An 18,529-nucleotide genomic window follows, 5' to 3' on the forward strand; every position below is an offset into this window, starting at 1 on the left:
ATCTCCTTTTAAGATTTTTTAATTAATCAATAGGTTCATTGAACATAATCATCAATGCCTGCAGAACCAGTACACTCTTATTTATGATATCGGCTGAAACCACCCTGACCTGTTCATCTGACCCGCAGAGACGGATAGCAGGATAAAGTCCGGCTACTTCTTTTTGTAAATTGTCCAAATACCGCCGAATATTTGCAGTTTTTTCAAATAAATCGCTGCTTTTATTTTCTTTAAATAGTTCACAGATTTCATGCAGGGAATAGTGCTGCTTCATTAATTATGCCCATTTGTGTGTAATAATCTACGGTACGGGAGCTTACGCCGGCTAACCGGGCCAGTTCACCGATCCGGAGGAATTTTACAGCGTCCCCAAATAAACCAACCCCTTTATGGATAATGACAAGTTGTTCTGCTTAGCATGAATATACAGTAGCGCGTTATGTTAGTCAATACTATAATTATCACTTTGGTTTAAGCCCTGTTCTCAATCAAAAACTGCCCGAAATTTGTGATCATGTAACCGGTATACTGCAGCTGGTTGTTGAGTAGTTTTACCAAGCTGATAATGGCTTCTGGATAAATGCTGAAATTCGTTATATAATAATGATAAAAGCATAAAAAGGAGTCATAAATGCCTAATAAAAGCAAAATAGTCCTGAGAACAATCAAAAGGTACGTTTTTCTGCTGATTGGTGCAGTATTTACTTCTATAGGATTAGAAATATTCCTTGTCCCAAATAATATAATTGACGGTGGAGTGGTAGGTATATCAATTATCTCCAGTCATCTCACCAAACTTCCGTTAGGTTTATTCATTTTCATCTTAAATCTGCCGTTTTTGGCGATAGGATACAAACAGATAGGTAAAACTTTTGTATGGTCAACCTTATTTGCAGTTACGGCATTATCAATAGGTGTAACTGTTCTTCACCCTATCCCTGGCTTAACAAAAGATGTTTTACTGGCATCTGTTTTCGGAGGGATTACTATAGGCATCGGTGTCGGACTAATCATCCGTTATGGAGGATCCCTTGACGGTACGGAAATTGTAGCCATTATCCTGGACAAGAGAACAGGGTTTTCCATCGGTGAAATTGTTATGTTCTTTAACCTCTTTATCTTATCAAGCGCCGGTTTAGTCTTCGGTTGGGATAAAGCAATGTATTCACTTATAGCGTATTTCATTGCTTTTAAGGTCATTGATGTGACTGTGGAAGGTCTGGAGGAATCAAAATCTGTTATAATTGTATCTGACCAGCCCGAAGAAATAGCAGAAGTACTTATGGCAAGATTGGGCCGTGGAGTTACCATCCTTCAGGGGAAAGGCGCTTACACAGGGATATTTAAGGGTGTATTGTACTGTGTGGTAACCAGGCTGGAGATTGCCAAGCTGAAGTCGATTATAGAGGAAAAGGATCCAAATGCTTTTGTGACCTTTAGTGATGTTCACGAAGTTATGGGTGGCAGGTTTAAAAAGAGAGCGATTCACTAAATTTGTGAAACCCACCTGGTGGGTTTTTTTTATGCCGTCAAACTTTGATATGTTGTTCTGAAATTGGTTATCATAACATAAACGTTCACTTCAAGGAAGAATCATAATACCAATACTCATACTATCTATAGGAGGCTAGAATTTTGTTTTTCGATAAATTCCTGAAAGCGTCAAAAAAAGTAGTTGCTTCCGAAAAAAAGAGTTCAAGTACTGTCCGTTATAGAGAAATAAACAAAAGCCTGGAAGAAAACTTAGAAAACATCCTGAAGTCTACCGGCAGTCCTGATGACCTTTTTATCCACCGGGTAGAGGACGGTGTTAAAATCTTTGCTGTTGCCGTGTATTTCGACACCTTGGTGGATAGCAATCTTCTTGGTCAGCACATCATCGAACCATTGAACAAGTTCATTCAGGGAAATACAGGGACACTTACCGAAAAACAAGTCAAATTCTTGCTTTCAGCATCAAAATTAATTGAAGTAAATGATCTTCATAATGCAATTGACAGATTACTTTCAGGATTTGCCCTTGTTTTGGTTGCCAATTCTAAAAGTATTTTTGCAGTGTCCCTGCCCGGGTTTGCCCGCCGGTCCATAGAGGACGCCCAGACAGAGAGAGCAGTTAAAGGCCCGCGGGAAGGTTTTAACGAGACCATTACTGATAATATCGGCTTGATTAGAAGATATATCAAAGACCCTAATCTGAGGCTGGAAAAGAAAAAAATCGGGGAAAGGACCAAAACCGAAATAGCCGTAGTTTATCTCAACGATGTTGCTAACCCTGACATTGTCAAGGAAGTCCATAAACGGCTTGAGCAGATAAAGATTGATGGTATCCTCGAAAGCGGTTACATAGCTGAGTTGATTACCGACCGGCGGTTGACACCCTTTCCCCTGGTGCAGGAAACGGAGAGACCGGATAAGGTTGCTTCAGCCATATTGGAGGGAAGAGTTGCCATCATGGTTGACCGTTCTAACTTCAATATAATTGTACCGGTAACCTCCAACGAGTTTTACCAGACCCAGGAAGATTTTTATTCTAACTGGATTACAGGAACCATAATCAGACTGATAAAGGCAGCGGGCACGATTTTTGCTGTGACACTACCGGGTTTTTATATTTCGATGATTTCAGTCAATCCAGAGTTGCTGCCTCCTTCGGTCGTACAATTGGAAGCGTCTGCCCGGACTCAGATGCCATTTCCGGCGGTTTTTGAAATGATCACAACTCTGTTTGCATATGAAATTCTAAGAGAAGCCAGTGTGCGATATACTACAAACATGAATATGATCGTGGGGGTTGGCGGCGGCATCGTCATGGGTTTAGCGGCTATCAATGCCGGTGTTGTTTCCGGCATAACTGTTGCTCTTGCAGCATTTTGCGTCCTGGCTACCTTTACGACTTCTAATCCAGCCAAAGAGCAGGCGTGGCGATGGATCCGGTACATCCTGTTTTTTGCCGGCGCCATTTTTGGATTTATGGGAGTAATAGCGACAGGAGTTATAGTTTTGGCGCATATGGCAGGGCTAAAGTCATTCGGAGTATCATATCTGGCGCCATGGGCGCCGCCCCTGATGGTTGATAGCCGATGCTCCGGTGAGACTTCCTTGGTGGCTGAGCTACAGGCGACCGCCGACATATCGCCCGCAGCAGGAAGATAGGCTGGGAGAAACCGAAGGGGAGGACGAGGCATAATGTTAAAAGAGAAAACAGGGATTGGTCCCGGACTTTTGTTCATGGTAATGTATATCAGTATGTTCAGTTATGGCGTAATGCATCCAATATCTGTGGCTGCAAAATATATGGGCAATAACGGTTACTGGGGATTTTTGATGGCTTTTATCATATCGATTCCGGTAATAGCCTTAATAACCTTGTTAGGAAAACGTTTTCCCAAAAAGTCTGTGATACAATATCTGCCGGAAGTTTTTGGTACTTTTACGGGGAAGTTCCTGGGTTTAATTTATCTTGGATTTATCATGGTGTTAATGATTTGGGCCAGCAGAGCCATTTCGGAAGAAATCAGTGTTTATTTTCTCAGCAGGACACCGATGTGGGTATCAATTTTTGTTTTCCTGGGAGTTGCTGCTTATATAGCTCACCAGGGTATTGAAGGGCTCACCAGGCTGGCGGCATTCATTTTTCCGGTAACCTTTCTTTTTGGTATATTGGCGATATTGTTTTCTTTTCAAAACTTTCAACTGGATAATATCCGACCAATCTTTTTAATCGACGGGTTCAAAATACCTTATGGGTCGCTGCATATGTTTTACCCGTTTATTCCGCTGCTGACAGTATTGATGATTTATCCATACCTGACGGAAAAACAAAAAAGTTTTAAGGTTATAACTGGGGCAACTGCACTGGTTTTTGCCGTTATTTTTTTGGTTATTCTTAGTGGAATAGGCAACTACAGCGCTCCAGGGATCTCGCGGTACAGTTGGGCGACTTTAGAACTAACCAGAAAGGCTAACCTGCCTTTTGCGCTGCAATCCTTTGGGTTGTTTTTTGGGGCGACCTGGTTGAGCCAGGCTTTGGTTGGAACGGGGTTCTTTTACTATATCCTGTCAGAGGGGATGTCCGAGTTGTTAAAGGTGTTAAATTATAAGTGGTTTACCCTTATTCTTTTTCCCGTTACTTATTTCTTGATTATGCTGCCTTCCGGAGTAATTGATGTGCGTTATATTTTCCCGTATCTTCGCATTGCCGGTCTTGCTCTGACGCTTGGCCTGCCTTCAGTCATATTGCTTGTGGCGCTGTTAAGAAACCAGGGGTTTAAAAATGTTTCGTAGAGTTTTAGCGCTTATCGTTATTACATTGCTGGTTCCGTTACTGGTTGGGTGTTGGGACGTCCAAGAAGTGAACCGCAGGGGAATCGCAAACGCAGTATTTTTTGGCCTTGGAAACCCCAAGAAGGTTAAAATGGGTATTGCTTTAGTCGTTCCCGGTACGCAGGTGCCGCCCAATGTCGGGACTCTACAGCAGTTTGAGAAACGTAATTTCGTTTTATCCGGAGAAGGCGATTCAATTGTTGAGGCTTGGGCCCAAATTCAATCCAATGTAGAGAGAGATATTTTCTTCGGCCAAATCAGGGCTATTGTGCTTTCAGACAAGTTTGCCCGTGAGAATATCAATGACCTTTTAGATTTTATCGGGAGGATACCGCTGGTACCCCCAAAGACAAAGGTTCTGATTACAAAAACTGACCCTGTAAAACTCTTCGACATGAAAAACAATGCTAATGACCCTATAGGTAACTACGTGGATTTTTTTGCCCAGTCACCGTTTAAGAGATCATTTGCTATCCCGGTAGACTTGTGGAAGGTTAATTCTATTATTGACAAAAAAGCAGGTGATATTTATATTCCGATGATTGAACAATCACAAAACAATTATAAAATAGCGGGCACGGCGGTATTTTCCCGCAACCGTATGGTTGGCGAGTTGTCTATGGATGAGACCCAGACACTTGCCACAATCAGGGGTACAGATGTGGGATACCAAACATTCCCCATGGGAGAAAACAATTATAAGGCTTTTAAGAATGTTCGTTCAAAAACTGATATAACGACAAAAGTGTCGTCTGAGGGAATACTTACTTTTGATGTTAAGTCTAAGATTCAAGGGATATTGGTAGAAAATGTCCCTCACCGGGAAATTCTTCTAAAAGAAAAAAAGGAAATTGAAAAACAGGGTGAGATGTTAATTAAAAGAAAAATCGAAAACCTGTTAGCAAAACTACAGGGTTTAGACTCAGACCCGGTAGGTTTTGGCGATAAGGTAAGGATTGAATATCCCGGACAGTGGAAAAATATTGATTGGTACAAGGTCTATCCCGGGGCAAAATTTAATGTTGAGACAAAATTCACAATAAAAGAGACTGGATTATTCAGGTAAGGAAATAAGGTGGCCTAAAAATGTTGCGTAAAAATATATTTTTGGTTGTTATATTATTTATCATGCCCTTTTTAACAGGATGTTGGGATGTTGAAGAAATACCCCGGCGGGGAATATCAAATGCCGTGTTTTTTGATACCGGCAATCCCAAAAAATTAAAAATGGGTGTTGCTTTAACTGTTCCCGGTTCTCAGGTGCCTCCCAATGTTGGGGCAGTTCAGCAATTTGAGAAACGCAATTTCGTTATATCCGGAGAAGGTGACTCATTAGTTGATGCCTGGACCCAAATTCAATCCAACACTGAAAGAAATATTTTCTTTGGACAGACCCGGGTAATTGTTATTTCAGACAAGGTGGCCCGTAAGAATATAAATGATCTGTTGGATTTTATCGGGCGGATTCCATTGGTGCCGCCCAACACAAATGTTCTGATTACAAAAACAGATCCCGCAAAACTTTTCGATATAAAAAATAATGCTAATGACCCTATAGGCAACTATGTCGATTTTTATTTTCGTTCGCCGTTTAAGAGGTCATTGGCTATCCCCGTGGATTTGTGGAGAGTCTATTCTGTTCTTGATAAAAGAACAGGTGATTTATATATTCCGATAATTGACCAATCGCAAAATAACTACAAAATAGCCGGCACCGCAGTTTTCTCCCGCAACCGTATGGTTGACGAATTGAGTGTGGATGAAACGCAAACCCTTGCTTTGATCAGGGGTACAGATGTAGGATACCAAACAATACCACTCGGGGAAAACAAGTATGCGGCTTTTAAGAATGTTGTTTCCAAAACCCAAATAACACCTAAATTATCTTCTGACGGAACAATGACTTTTGACGTTAAAGCTAAAATCCATGGGGTTATGGTAGAAAACGTTCCACGCCGCGAAATTTTACTGAAAGAAAAAAAGGAAATCGAAAGACAGGCTGAGATGTTAACCAAAAGAAAAATCGAAGACCTGATAGTGAAACTACAGGGTTTAGAATCAGACCCGGTAGGTTTTGGGGATAAATTACGGATTGCGTATCCCAGTCAGTGGAATAAAATTGACTGGCATCAGGTGTACCCGGCAGCGAAATTTTTTGTAAATACCAGTTTCACCTTAAAAGAAACAGGATTATTCAGGTAGAACGCAGGAGACTGCGATTTTGTCTCTACTCCCCCAAAAGTTTCAAACCCACTATTGTGGGTTTTTTCCATTATGACCAAAATTCGACGTTTTCTCCAAAGGATAAATATCTGCATATGTCGAATCACAAACTACATATGATTTAAACAAGAAATTTATTGAGTCCAATCGAACGAAGCAGGAATGAGGAGCTGAAGAGTTTGGGGAGCAGAAAAACAATTTGCCCGATAGTTGGTGTTGGTGCTTCGGCCGGAGGTTTGGAATCTTTTTCGAGATTATTAAGAAATCTGCCTGTTGATACCGGTATGGCGTTTGTACTTGTTCAGCACATGGAACCTAAACATAAGAGCATATTGGCTGACATTCTTTCCAGGACGACCAATATGCCAGTTATCGATGTGAAAAATAAAACTGTGGTAAAACCTGACCATATCTATGTCATTCCAGCAGGAATGGACGCGACTGTTTTAAAAGGGACCCTTTACCTTGTGCCACGGACGGAAAAAGTTTCGCAGTATAAGCCTATTGATACCTTTTTGGAATCACTGGCAAAGAATCAAAATGGTACGCCAATTGGGGTGATACTATCGGGAAACGGTACGGACGGTTCCCAGGGATTGAGAGCTATAAAAACTGTTGGCGGCATAACCTTTGCCCAAACTCCAGAATCTTCAAAATACGATGGTATGCCGCAGAGCGCTATCACTTTAGGTGCTGTCGATTTTGTCTTGACGCCTGAAGAAATTGCCGGTAAGCTGGGGAAAATAGCCTGTTCCGGTGTTTTAAAAAAAATAGAGATAGAAACCGATGAGTTGTTTAATGCTGATGAACTCAACAAGGTATTTATGATGCTGTATACTGTCAGCGGCACAAATTTTGCTGAGTATAAACAACTTACAATACAGCGGCGTATATTGCGGCGCATGGGCTTACACCTGATTCAAAAACTGGATGATTATGTCGATTACCTTGGGCAAAACCCAGCGGAAGTTGCCGCCCTGCATCAAGATTTATTAATCAATGTGACTAGTTTTTTTCGGGACTTTGAAGCATTTGAGACCTTAAAAAAATTGATTTTCCCGAGCATTATGGAAAACAGAACTCCTGATGAAACTGTTCGGGTGTGGGTACCGGGGTGTTCGACAGGAGAAGAGGCTTATTCAATCGCAATATTCTTAACGGAGTATTTGGAGTCTATAGCCATCAATATCCCTATTCAGATTTTCGCCACAGATGTTAATGAGACTGTCATTGAAAGGGCCCGGGCAGGCATATACCCGAGAACTATTGAGAACGATGTCTCATCAGAACGTCTCCGACGGTTTTTTGTCAAGGTGGAAGAAGGATACCAGATTAATCGAAAAGTCCGTGATATGTGCATTTTCGCCAGGCAGGATATATCCAAGGACCCGCCTTTCTCCCGGTTGGATATGATCAGTTGCCGGAATGTAATGATTTATTTGGGTCCTGTTTTACAAAAGAAAATGTTTGCCTTTTTTCATTATGCCCTCAAGCCGAAAGGATTTCTCTTTCTTGGAACATCGGAGTCTGTTGGTGTATATTCAGATTTATTTGATTTGGCAGATAAAAAGTATAAGATTTATTTGAAAAAGTCGGTATCAACTCCGTTAATTTATGATTGTCCATTCAACGAGTATGCACCAACTATTGAAAAGATTGAGGTAAAAAGTCAGTATCCTGCAGCTGAACGGCTGATTTCTGATGTGAAAGAACAATCAGACCGTATTGTCATTAATAAATTTGCTCCGGCTGGTGTAATTATTAATGAAGCGCTGGAAGTTATTCAGTTTCGCGGACATACCGGGGCTTATCTGGAACATGCTTCCGGAACACCGAGTCTGAACCTTTTAAAAATGGCCCGTGACGGCTTGCTGCTTGGGCTTCGAGCTGCTGTTAACCAGGCCAAAAAGGAAAATCGTCCGTTCACAAAGGAAGGATTACACGTTATTTATAATGGCCAATCCAAAATTGTAAGTGTTCATGTAATTCCTATCGAGGAATCATCTTACAAAGCACGTTATTTCTTGGTTTTATTTGAGAACGCTGCTTTGCCAACTTTTTCCAAGGGATGGAATACCCATCCTAATCTGAGAAGAAAAGGACAAATCAAGCAACAGGACGAAAATCGTGAGATTGTCAGGTTGAAGGAAGAACTTATTGTCAACAAGGAGTATCTTCATTCTGTTATCGATCAGCATGAGTCTGCAAATGAGGCACTGCGGGCTGCAAACGAGGAAATACAGTCAAGCAACGAAGAACTGCAGAGTATGAATGAAGAACTGGAGACTGCCAAAGAAGAGCTCCAATCTATCAATGAAGAGTTGATGACGTTAAATGACGAATTACATCACCGCAACCAGGAATTAAACGACATCAACAGCGATGTACAAAACCTGTTCCGCTGTATCGATATCCCCGTCGTTATACTCACTGGTGCTCTCTGCATACGTCGTTTCAATTACCCGGCGGAAAAGCTGTTGAACCTGATTGCTACCGATGTCGGCCGCCCCATCAGTAATATTAATCCCAATGTTAATATCCCTGATTTAGAGCAAGAAATCCTTGAAGTTATTGATAAATTTATCTCTAAAGAAAAAGAAGTGCAGGATAAGTGGGGCTTCTGGTATTCCATGCAAATACGGCCCTACAAAACCGCAGAAAACAAGATAAACGGGGTAGTACTGACATTTGTTGATATTGATGCTTTAAAAAACAGCCTGACGTTATCCCAGGAAGCCTGTGAATACGCTGAAGCAATTGTGGAGACCGTGAGAGAACCGCTCCTGGTCCTGGACGCGAATCTGCATCTCACATCAGCCAACATGGCTTTTTATCATACATTTCGGGTTACACCGGAGGAAACCCGAAATCAGCTTATTTTTGATATGGGAAACGGTCAGTGGAATATTCCCCGGCTGCGAGAACTCTTAACGGATATTCTCTGCAACAATACCATTTTCACGGATTTTAAAGTCGAATATGATTTTCCAAATATCGGTCGCAGGACAATGCTGGTCAATGCCCGTCCGATCATTACTTTAAAAACCCGGGTGAAGTTGATCCTGATGGCCATTGAAGACATTACTGATGGGAAATAGCCCTAGCCCAAAAGGAGGAGTTGTCTTGGCCAAGTTTGATACAAATATTGCGCCAGAGGATATTAAATCAGTCAATACTCCGCAATCTATTGACAGCGTAGAAACAGGTGCAATTCAGCGGCTATTGGAAGAATTGCAGACTAAACAATTGGACTTGGAGACGCAACGCCAGACACTGATGGAAGCCCTTGAGGACTTGGAAGAATCAAGGAACTGTTATGCGGCTCTGTACGACTTTGCTCCGGTTGGTTATGTCACCTTCGATGACAGGGGCTGCATTCAGGAGATTAACCTTACCGGCGCATCTTTAATTGGCAAAGAACGGTCCCTGTTGATAGGCACTCCTTTTTGCAGTTTGGTAATAAAAAGCGATTTGAAGCTGTTTCTAAACCATCTGCGTAATTGCAGGCGATTTAATCAAAAGGTTGTTACAGAATTAAGTCTTGTTACCAAAAACAGCTCACCTGTTCAAGTGCAATTACTTAGTGTCCCGATTCAAATCGCCGGCAAAAACATTTCTCGCTATAGAACCATTATTACAGATATTACAGAACGCAAAATGTTGGAAAAAGAACTATCCCGTCTTGAACGATTAAATTTAATAGGTGAAATGGCTGCGAGTATCGCTCACGAAATCAGGAATCCTATGACTACAGTCAGCGGTTTTCTGCAATTGTTTAAATGCAGCAAAGAGTTTATGAATCATAAAGAAAACCTTGACCTTATGCTAGAAGAACTGGAACGGGCCAATTCAATTATTTCGGAGTTTCTTTCACTTGCAAAAAACAAGGTTGTTAATTTAAATTATCATAATCTGAACACTATTGTCAAAGCACTCTATCCATTGCTTCTGGCTGATGCGCTCCGGACCGGTAAAAACATTAAGTTGGAACTCGGCGATATCCCTGATCTATTGGTAGATGAGGAAGAAATTCGTCAAGTGATTTTTAATCTTTTTAATAATGGCATCCAAGCCATGTCATTCGAAGGAACTCTGACCATAAAAACATATGTAGACAGTGAAGCGGTTGTATTAGCCGTTCAGGACCAGGGAACAGGAATCCAGCCCGACCTGATGGAAAGATTGGGTACCCCTTTTCTTACCACTAAAGAAAACGGTACCGGCTTGGGTCTTACGGTTTGTTACAGCATAGCAGCCAGGCATAATGCTATTATCAAAGTGAAATCCTTACCCCGGGGAACCACATTTTCAGTACGGTTCAGGTTGGCATAAGAACAATCTAAACCCGCCTTTGCGGGTTTTTATATTTTCTGGCAAGAAAAACTCTTTGAGCCACTCCTATTTTCACGGTTAGACCCTATATGGCGGTGGTTCCATGGTAAAGCCTTTCAGCTTTCCATATTCAAACAGTTTATCGTACAAATCCATTTCCTCAATTGCAAATTTCTTAAATTTTTGCCTGATTGTCGGTGTGGTACTACTCAAAAAAGCTTCAGCATGAGTTTCAACAAAGGATTGAATTCCCCTAAATACACGTCTAAAAATGTATTTATCATCTATAGCTTCATATTGGGTTGCACTCACCACATCAACAGGTGGTCTGTATGGAAGCTGTATTCCGTATTCGCCAAGGATAGTTTCCAATTCAGTAACCTGTTGGGTAAGGGTCTTACCCCCCAGGTCAAGAACCATTTTAAGATCATTATCCCTGGCAAAGTTTCGAAAAATAATAGTTGTATTTAAGATAGAATATCTCTCCGACAAATGGTCCCAAAGATGCCATACTTCAGATACACTAATTAGTGTTTGTTTATCCCGAACCGTGGTCCCTAACTCAGAAATCTTTTGAAAACCGCTAAAAATATCCAATTTAGACTCACTCCTATATTATTGTCTATAAATAGGTGGCATCGACAAATAATTTTTCATTTTACCATACTCTACAATGAGATCAAATAGCTTAACGTTTGCTAACAGTATTTTCTTGAATTTTTTTCTTATATAAGGGGACATGGATTGGGTAAAAGACCTGGCTGCTAATGAAATAATTGATTGCACAGTATCAAACATAGTCAAATAAATATATTTATCCGTGATAACCTCTACGTTTCCTATAGCAGTTACCCGTTCAGGATATCTATCCGGTAACGGTACTCCAAATTCTGTCAATAAACCTTCCATCGTTTTTGCTACTTCTACATAAAGTTTTAATATTTTTTTATCCAATAACATCAAGTCCATGTCCTTTGTCAGATTAACTAAAATATTGATTGTATATATCGCATCATACTTTGCCACTAACATATCCCATACGTACCAAGATTCATTAACACCAATCAGATTTTGCTTTTCACCAATTGACAGCCCTATCTGACCAATCCTTTCTATCTTATCCATTATCTCGACCATAGGAAACATCCTCTCTGTTTTTAATATTATGCAAGAATTGTGTGTTCTCTATGTGCAGTTATCGGTTGTCAAATTTAGGGTAGGGAAGAAAACAGTTTCGTAAAGAGGCAGACAAAATGTTATTTTTGCTATATTTTCCTCTGTTGTGATATAATAATAAAAGATTTTCCATGGAGGAATAAGATGAATCAACGAAAGACTATAAATATAGAACATAAGGGGCTTCACTACTGCCTGATGACATTTGGCTGCCAGATGAATGAACGGGATTCGGAAATCCTTGCCGGCATGCTTCAGGAGATGGGGTATCAGCCAACGGGTGAATTAAACAAGGCAGACATCATTCTTCTCAATACCTGCTGTGTCAGGGAAACCGCCGAGAACAAGGTTTGGGGCAGAATTGGGGAACTGAAGGCCCTGAAGAGTGAAAACCCGGACCTGATTATCGGCATCTGTGGCTGTATGACACAGCAGTCTGAAATGGCAGCAAAGGTCAGGAGACGCGCTCCTCATGTAGAACTGGTTTTTGGAACCCATAATGTGCACCGGCTGCCGGAACTGGTTGGCAAAATAAAGGAAGAACGCCAGGCAGTTATAGATATCTGGGAAACTGAGGGGAATATAGTCGAGAACCTGCCCTCAAAGCGGACTGAAGGCATCAGGGCTTATGTGACCATTATGTATGGCTGCAATAATTTCTGTACTTATTGTATCGTCCCTTATGTGCGCGGGAGGGAACGGAGCCGTCTGCCTGCAGATGTCATCAGAGAGGTTGCGGGACTCGTTAGTGAAGGCTTTAAAGAGGTAATGCTCCTGGGACAAAATGTTAATTCCTATGGAAAAGACCTGGAACCCAAGACTGAATTTGCCGACCTGCTTCAGGAACTTGACAGGATTGAGGGCATGGCAAGGATCAGATACATGACCTCCCATCCCAGGGATTTCAATGACAAGCTGATAGATGTAATTGCTTCAACTGAGAAGGTTTGTGAACACTTCCACCTGCCGGTGCAGGCCGGTGGCAATAATGTTCTGAAGGAAATGAACAGGGGATATACCAAGGAATCATATCTGAACCTGGTAAATAAAATAAGAAAGAAAATGCCTCATGCCAGTATCACTACAGACCTGATCGTGGGATTCCCGGGTGAAACAGATGATGACTTCAGGGAAACCCTTGACCTGCTGCAGCAGGTCAGGTTTGATGCGGCATTTACCTTTGTTTACAACAAGCGTTCCGGGACTCCGGCAGCTGAAATGACTGACCAGGTTCATGACCAAGTTAAAAAGGAACGGATTCAAAAGCTGATTACCCTGCAGAACAGTATCAGCCAGGAAAACAACCTGGCCCAGCTGGGCAAAACCCATGAAATACTCGTTGAAGGTGTTAACAGCGGCAACGCGGACCTGATGGAAGGCCGTACCAGGACAAATAAGCTGGTGTTTTTCAGGGGAACTCCTGAAATGACAGGGCGGCTGCTGCAGGTCAGGATAACCGAAGCCGGAACCTGGCATCTTGATGGTGAGCTGATTTAAAAAAAGGTTTTTATATTCTATTGTCGAAGATATTATGAATTGGAGGTGAGTCAGATGTCAGCAGCGATTATGGAAAAGGCCAATGAATTAGCCGAACTTATTGCCGGCAGCGCCGAACTCGAGATTATGAAGATCAGAGAAACAGACATGAATAAGGACCTGGAGGCAGTCAAGATTATCGGTAAATTTCAAAAGGTTCAGGAAGACATTTACAAAAAGCAGATGAGCGGGCAGGAACTTAGTGATGAGGATAAAAAGAATGTTTCTGAAATGGAAGTCATAATGAATGGCAATCCTGCTATTAAGGCTTATATCGAGGCTTCCCAGAATTTTGAGAATCTCCTCAGGAGTGTAAACCTTATTATTACCAAAGCTCTTTCCGGAGACCAGGGGGGCTGTGACTGCGGGTCAGATGAATGCGGACCTTCCTGTGGTTCGGGATGCAGCTGCAGCTAAAACTTCATTAATTTATTGAATTATGGGAAAAAATCAGGGGAGTGTCTTCGAAAAGAGGCACTCTCTTTACTTTAACAAACTTTTGTTCAAGGCCAGATTATGGTATTATTATATGGACAGGGCATTAATACTAGGGAGGGACACTCTTGACAGAACTCACTCCAATGATGAAGCAGTATCTCACTATAAAAGAACAGCATCCGGATACAATCCTTTTTTTCAGACTGGGAGACTTCTATGAGATGTTTTTCAATGATGCAGAGGTTGCCTCAAAAGCCCTGGAAATCACGCTTACCGCACGTGACAGCGGCAGCGGACAAAAAACCCCCATGTGCGGCGTGCCTTATCATGCCGCTGAATCATATATTGCCCGCCTTATTGACAAAGGCTTCAGAGTAGCTATCTGTGAACAGGTGGAAGACCCCCGGACCGCTAAAGGGATTGTGAAACGGGAAGTGACCCGTATTATCACTCCCGGTACGGTTACCGAAAGCAGTATGCTGGATGAAACCAGGTATAATTTCCTGATAGGTATTGTCAGGGATGACCTGGGATACGGAGTGGCAGTTGCCGAGGTTTCCACGGGTTACTTTGCTATGACTGAAATCACCGGGCCCATGGCCTTGAGCAGGCTCCTTGATGAAATATCCCGCCTGAAACCGGTTGAGTGCATCCTTCCCGATGAATTAAAAGAAAACAAAGAAATCCAGGCCAAATTATCGGCATTCAGGGGCCTGTCTTTAAATTATTTTTTGCGGAAGTCATTCTCCTCCGGCGTCTCCTATAACGCTTTACTGGAGCATTTCGGGACATGTTCCCTGGAGGGCTTTGGCTGTGAAGGGATCCAACTTGGGATCAGAGCTGCCGGAGGTGTGCTGGCCTTTCTCAAGGAAACCCAGAAGAAGGCCCTGACACATATCAACAAGATTGTGCCATATACCACCGACTTTTACATGCTGCTGGACAATGCCACTCGCAGAAACCTGGAGCTGACCCAGACAATCAGGGATGGCCAGAAAAAAGGGTCGCTTTTGTGGGTTGTTGACCACACTGTTACCGCAATGGGAGCGAGGCTGCTGAAGCTTTGGCTGGAACAGCCCCTCCTGGATATAGCCACAATCTCGGAGCGGCTTGACGCGGTAGAAGAGCTGGCAAGCAATGCAATCATCAGGAGTGACCTCAGGAAGCTGCTGGACAGGGTTTATGACCTGGAACGGCTTGCAGGAAGGATTGCTTATGGTTCTGCCAATGCCAGGGATTTAATAGCCTTGAAGGGTTCCCTGGAGGTTATGCCACAGGTGTGTGATCTGCTTCGGGATGCATATTCTCCCGGCCTGGCACGAATCCAGGAAACGCTTGACTCCATGGACGATGTCGTCAGCCTCATCAGGGACTCCATTCATGAGGAGCCGCCTCTTTCGGTAAGAGACGGAAACATTATTAAAACAGGCTTTAGTCCTGATGTTGACAAGCTGAGGACCGCTTCCCGGGAAGGGAAACAGTGGATAGCCTCCCTTGAAGCCCAGGAAAAGGAACGGACAGGGATAAAGTCCCTGAAAGTAGGTTTTAACAAGGTATTTGGGTATTATATTGAAGTCACCAGGTCAAACCTGGCCATGGTGCCTGTGGAATATACCAGGAAACAGACCCTGGCAAATGCTGAGCGTTATATTACACCACAGTTGAAGGAATATGAGAACCTGATTATGGGCGCTGAGGACCGGGTAACCCAGCTGGAGTATGACCTGTTCTGCGAGATACGTGAAAAAATAAACAGGGAAGTCCGGCGCATTCAGAAATGCGCCTCTCTGATAGCGGCTCTTGATGTATACCGGTCACACGCGGAAGCAGCCGTAAGAAACAATTATACCAAACCGGTGGTCACAGACGGTGATGTGCTGGAAATAAAAGAGGGCAGACACCCTGTTGTGGAAAAGATGCTCTCAGATGAGCCTTTTGTTCCCAACGATACTTATCTGGACGGGTCAGGCTACCGTCTGGACATAATTACCGGGCCGAACATGGCTGGAAAAAGTACGTATATGAGAGAAGTTGCCCTGATTTGCCTGATGGCCCAGACCGGTTTGTTTGTCCCGGCCGAATATGCCAAAATCGGGATTGTGGACCGGATCTTTACCAGAGTCGGCGCTTCTGATGACCTGGCCACAGGGCAGTCCACCTTTATGGTGGAAATGAATGAGGTAGCCAATATTTTGAATAATGCCACCTCTAAGAGCCTGGTAATCCTTGATGAAATAGGCCGCGGCACCAGTACCTTTGACGGCTTGAGCATTGCCTGGGCAGTAGCCGAATATATCCTGGACACCGGTAAAATTGGGGCCAAGACCCTGTTTGCCACTCACTATCACGAGCTTACCGAGCTTGCCGAAATCTTTCCCGGTGTGCAAAACCACAGCATAGCTGTAAGGGAAAAGGGTGAAGATATAATATTCCTCAGAAAAATAGTCCCGGGAGGAGCAGACCGGAGTTATGGCATTCAGGTCGCCAGGCTGGCAGGCCTTCCCGGTGAGGTGCTTACCAGGGCCAGGGAAATTCTGGCCACCCTGGAAACCACTGAGGACTTGGCTAAAGGACAGCGGGAGGCTGCCGCCGGGAGGAAAAAACATGCCCGGGTTGATGAACGCCGGCAGTTAAGCATTTTTGAGGAACCCGAAAACATTAACCCTGCTATAGAGGAAATCAAAAAACTGGACATTCTCAACCTGACACCTATTGATGCTCTTAACCTGCTTTACAAGCTTCACCTGAAATTACGTGAAGAATAGCAGTTAAAGTAACAGGCTTCTAATTTAAGAATTGTATCTACAAGTAAAGTGAAGGTGATACCTTGTTTATTGGAATCGATGTCGGAGGAACCTATACTGATGCGGTACTTACCGACGGAAGTAAAATTATTGCCAAACATAAAACCATAACCAGACATGATAGTCTGCTGGATAGCCTGATTGCTGCCCTTGATGCGGTCACCCTTAACATTGATGTCACAGGACTCAAACGGATTGTTTTGAGTACTACCCTGGTGACCAATGTCATTGCTGAAAAGAAAATCCCGCCGGTGGCCCTTATTTTGTCGCCGGGTCCGGGGCTGAGCCACGGCGAGTATCGTTTTCACACCCTGACACACATCGTCTCCGGCGCCATTAATTTCAGAGGCCGGGAAATTGTGCCCATAGACAGGGAAGAGGTCATCAGGGCAGGACGGGATATCAAGGCACAGGGTTACAGTACAGCAGCTGTTGTCGGCAAGTTTTCCAACCGTAATCACAGTCACGAAATTCTGATGAAGGGACTGCTGGACAGTGACCTGCACATTGAGATGGGGCATTTGATATCAGGACGGCTCAATTATCCCAGAAGGATAGCGACTACTATGCTGACTGCTGCCACCAAGGGTGTCTTTGCCGGATTTTGGGAGGCAGTCAGGAATTCCCTGAAAAAGCGAAACATTGCGGCCCCTGTTTTTATTTTAAAAGCAGATGGAGGGACGCTGCCGCCTGATTCCTCTCTCAGAATGCCGGTGGAAACCATTTTTTCGGGACCCGCCGCCAGCGCTCTTGGGGCGATGTCACTGTCGCCAAAAGGCCAGACCTCTGTTGTGGCAGACATTGGCGGGACAACTACCGATCTGGCCCTGATATTGTCAGGAAAACCGCTGCTGGCCTCAAAAGGGGCAGCAGTTGAGGATTACCTGACAAATATTACTTCATTTGCCGTCCGGTCTGTACCCCTAGGAGGTGACAGCACAGTTGTCATTACGAAGGGGAAGGTGCAAATACTTCCCCAGAGACAAGGTCCGGCATACTGTATGGGAGGGGAAGGGCTTACCCCTACTGATGCCCTGAGGTTTTTAAACAAGACCGATGTCGGCGATTTATCCAGAGCAGTTCACATCGTTAATAAAATAGCGGCTGAAGCAGAAAGAAAACCTGAAGAATTAGCGGCTGAAATAATTTCAGAGGCAGCCCGAATTATTGTTAATGCTATTGAGCAAATGTTTACTAACTGGGAACAGGAACCCGCCTACAGAATATGGGAGTTCAAACAGAGGGCCAAAATACGCCCCAATAACGTGGTTGGGGTTGGCGGGGCTGCCAAAGGCCTTATCCCGGCAGCTGCTGCCTTGATGAATTGTAATGCCATTATTCCTGAGCATGCCGAGGTTGCCAATGCCCTTGGAGCCGCAGTTGCCCAACCAACTGTGACGGCAAATGTCCGGATTGATACTGAACAGGGAACTTATACCGTTGTTGAGGACGGATACTCGGGGAAATTAGCCCAAAGTAAGCAATTTAACGAGTCCGATGCTGTCAAACTGGCCAAAGATGCTCTCTTTGCCAGAGCTGAACGGCTGGGAGTGAAGGAATACGTTAAAGAGCTGGAGGTAGTTCACAGCGAAGTCTTTAACATGGTGCGCAACTGGACAACAACAGGTAAAATATTTGACATTTCAGTCCAGACTCCGAGAGATATTTTATTTTACCTGGGACAGGAGCAGTGAAAA

At 43.4% G+C, this 18,529-nt stretch carries 15 protein-coding genes; 11 read left to right on the top strand and 4 right to left on the bottom strand.

Annotation, left to right across the window (positions count from 1 at the left end; all coding sequences use genetic code 11):
- Positions 1 to 22: 22 nt before the first annotated feature.
- Positions 23 to 274 (bottom strand): hypothetical protein, encoded by a 252-nt coding sequence (locus Ga0451573_RS00310; protein WP_231681874.1) that lies wholly within the window; start codon positions 272 to 274, stop codon positions 23 to 25.
- Positions 249 to 398 carry a MerR family DNA-binding transcriptional regulator gene (locus Ga0451573_RS19955; RefSeq protein ID WP_331459370.1) on the bottom strand — a complete coding sequence of 50 codons (150 nt, stop codon included), beginning with the start codon at positions 396 to 398 and terminating at the stop codon, positions 249 to 251. Before Ga0451573_RS19955 ends, Ga0451573_RS00310 begins: the two co-directional genes overlap by 26 nt.
- A 233-nt stretch (positions 399 to 631) precedes the next feature.
- On the opposite strand from Ga0451573_RS19955, the gene Ga0451573_RS00320 reads away from it, so the two are divergent.
- From Ga0451573_RS00320 to Ga0451573_RS00350, 7 genes are all read left to right on the top strand, one after another.
- Positions 632 to 1,492, top strand: a complete 861-nt coding sequence (locus Ga0451573_RS00320; RefSeq protein ID WP_231681875.1) for a YitT family protein — start codon at positions 632 to 634, stop codon at positions 1,490 to 1,492.
- 143 nt (positions 1,493 to 1,635) lie between these two features.
- Entirely contained in the window at positions 1,636 to 3,153 is a 1,518-nt protein-coding gene (locus Ga0451573_RS00325; RefSeq protein WP_231681876.1) for a spore germination protein, read from the top strand.
- A gap of 33 nt (positions 3,154 to 3,186) precedes the next feature.
- Positions 3,187 to 4,284, top strand: coding sequence for a GerAB/ArcD/ProY family transporter (locus Ga0451573_RS00330; protein ID WP_231681877.1), 1,098 nt, complete (start codon positions 3,187 to 3,189; stop codon positions 4,282 to 4,284).
- Positions 4,274 to 5,389: a Ger(x)C family spore germination protein gene (locus Ga0451573_RS00335; protein ID WP_231681878.1), complete on the top strand. Its 1,116-nt coding sequence runs from the start codon at positions 4,274 to 4,276 to the stop codon at positions 5,387 to 5,389. The genes Ga0451573_RS00330 and Ga0451573_RS00335 overlap by 11 nt, the downstream gene beginning before the upstream one ends.
- Positions 5,390 to 5,409: 20 nt before the next feature.
- Positions 5,410 to 6,525 (top strand): Ger(x)C family spore germination protein, encoded by a 1,116-nt coding sequence (locus tag Ga0451573_RS00340; protein ID WP_231681879.1) that lies wholly within the window; start codon positions 5,410 to 5,412, stop codon positions 6,523 to 6,525.
- 200 nt (positions 6,526 to 6,725) lie between these two features.
- The gene (locus Ga0451573_RS00345; protein WP_231681880.1) at positions 6,726 to 9,644 is read left to right on the top strand and encodes a chemotaxis protein CheB; all 2,919 of its coding nucleotides are present in this window, start codon (positions 6,726 to 6,728) and stop codon (positions 9,642 to 9,644) included.
- 25 nt (positions 9,645 to 9,669) lie between these two features.
- Positions 9,670 to 10,878, top strand: a complete 1,209-nt coding sequence (locus Ga0451573_RS00350) for an ATP-binding protein (RefSeq protein ID WP_231681881.1) — start codon at positions 9,670 to 9,672, stop codon at positions 10,876 to 10,878.
- A 78-nt stretch (positions 10,879 to 10,956) separates the two neighbouring features.
- On the opposite strand, the gene Ga0451573_RS00355 is transcribed toward Ga0451573_RS00350, so the two are convergent.
- Positions 10,957 to 11,475, bottom strand: coding sequence for a DUF3231 family protein (locus Ga0451573_RS00355; protein WP_231681882.1), 519 nt, complete (start codon positions 11,473 to 11,475; stop codon positions 10,957 to 10,959).
- Between the two features lie 18 nt (positions 11,476 to 11,493).
- On the bottom strand, positions 11,494 to 12,015 hold the full coding sequence (locus Ga0451573_RS00360) for a DUF3231 family protein (RefSeq protein WP_231681883.1): 522 nt from the start codon (positions 12,013 to 12,015) through the stop codon (positions 11,494 to 11,496).
- Positions 12,016 to 12,198: 183 nt separating this feature from the next.
- Here Ga0451573_RS00360 and miaB point away from each other — a divergent pair, with 183 nt between their 5' ends.
- The 4 genes from miaB to Ga0451573_RS00380 all read left to right on the top strand — a co-directional run bounded on the left by miaB (position 12,199) and on the right by Ga0451573_RS00380 (position 18,526).
- The gene (gene miaB, locus Ga0451573_RS00365) at positions 12,199 to 13,551 is read left to right on the top strand and encodes a tRNA (N6-isopentenyl adenosine(37)-C2)-methylthiotransferase MiaB (protein WP_231681884.1); all 1,353 of its coding nucleotides are present in this window, start codon (positions 12,199 to 12,201) and stop codon (positions 13,549 to 13,551) included.
- Between the two features lie 54 nt (positions 13,552 to 13,605).
- A complete protein-coding gene (locus Ga0451573_RS00370; RefSeq protein ID WP_231681885.1) occupies positions 13,606 to 14,007 on the top strand; it encodes a YlbF/YmcA family competence regulator in 402 nt (133 codons plus the stop codon).
- A 146-nt stretch (positions 14,008 to 14,153) separates the two neighbouring features.
- Positions 14,154 to 16,793, top strand: a complete 2,640-nt coding sequence (gene mutS, locus Ga0451573_RS00375; protein ID WP_231681886.1) for a DNA mismatch repair protein MutS — start codon at positions 14,154 to 14,156, stop codon at positions 16,791 to 16,793.
- 62 nt (positions 16,794 to 16,855) lie between these two features.
- Positions 16,856 to 18,526 (top strand): hydantoinase/oxoprolinase family protein, encoded by a 1,671-nt coding sequence (locus Ga0451573_RS00380; RefSeq protein ID WP_231681887.1) that lies wholly within the window; start codon positions 16,856 to 16,858, stop codon positions 18,524 to 18,526.
- Positions 18,527 to 18,529: the final 3 nt, after the last annotated feature.

The organism is Phosphitispora fastidiosa, assembly GCF_019008365.1.
Taxonomy (GTDB): Bacteria; Bacillota; Thermincolia; order Thermincolales; family UBA2595; genus Phosphitispora; species Phosphitispora fastidiosa.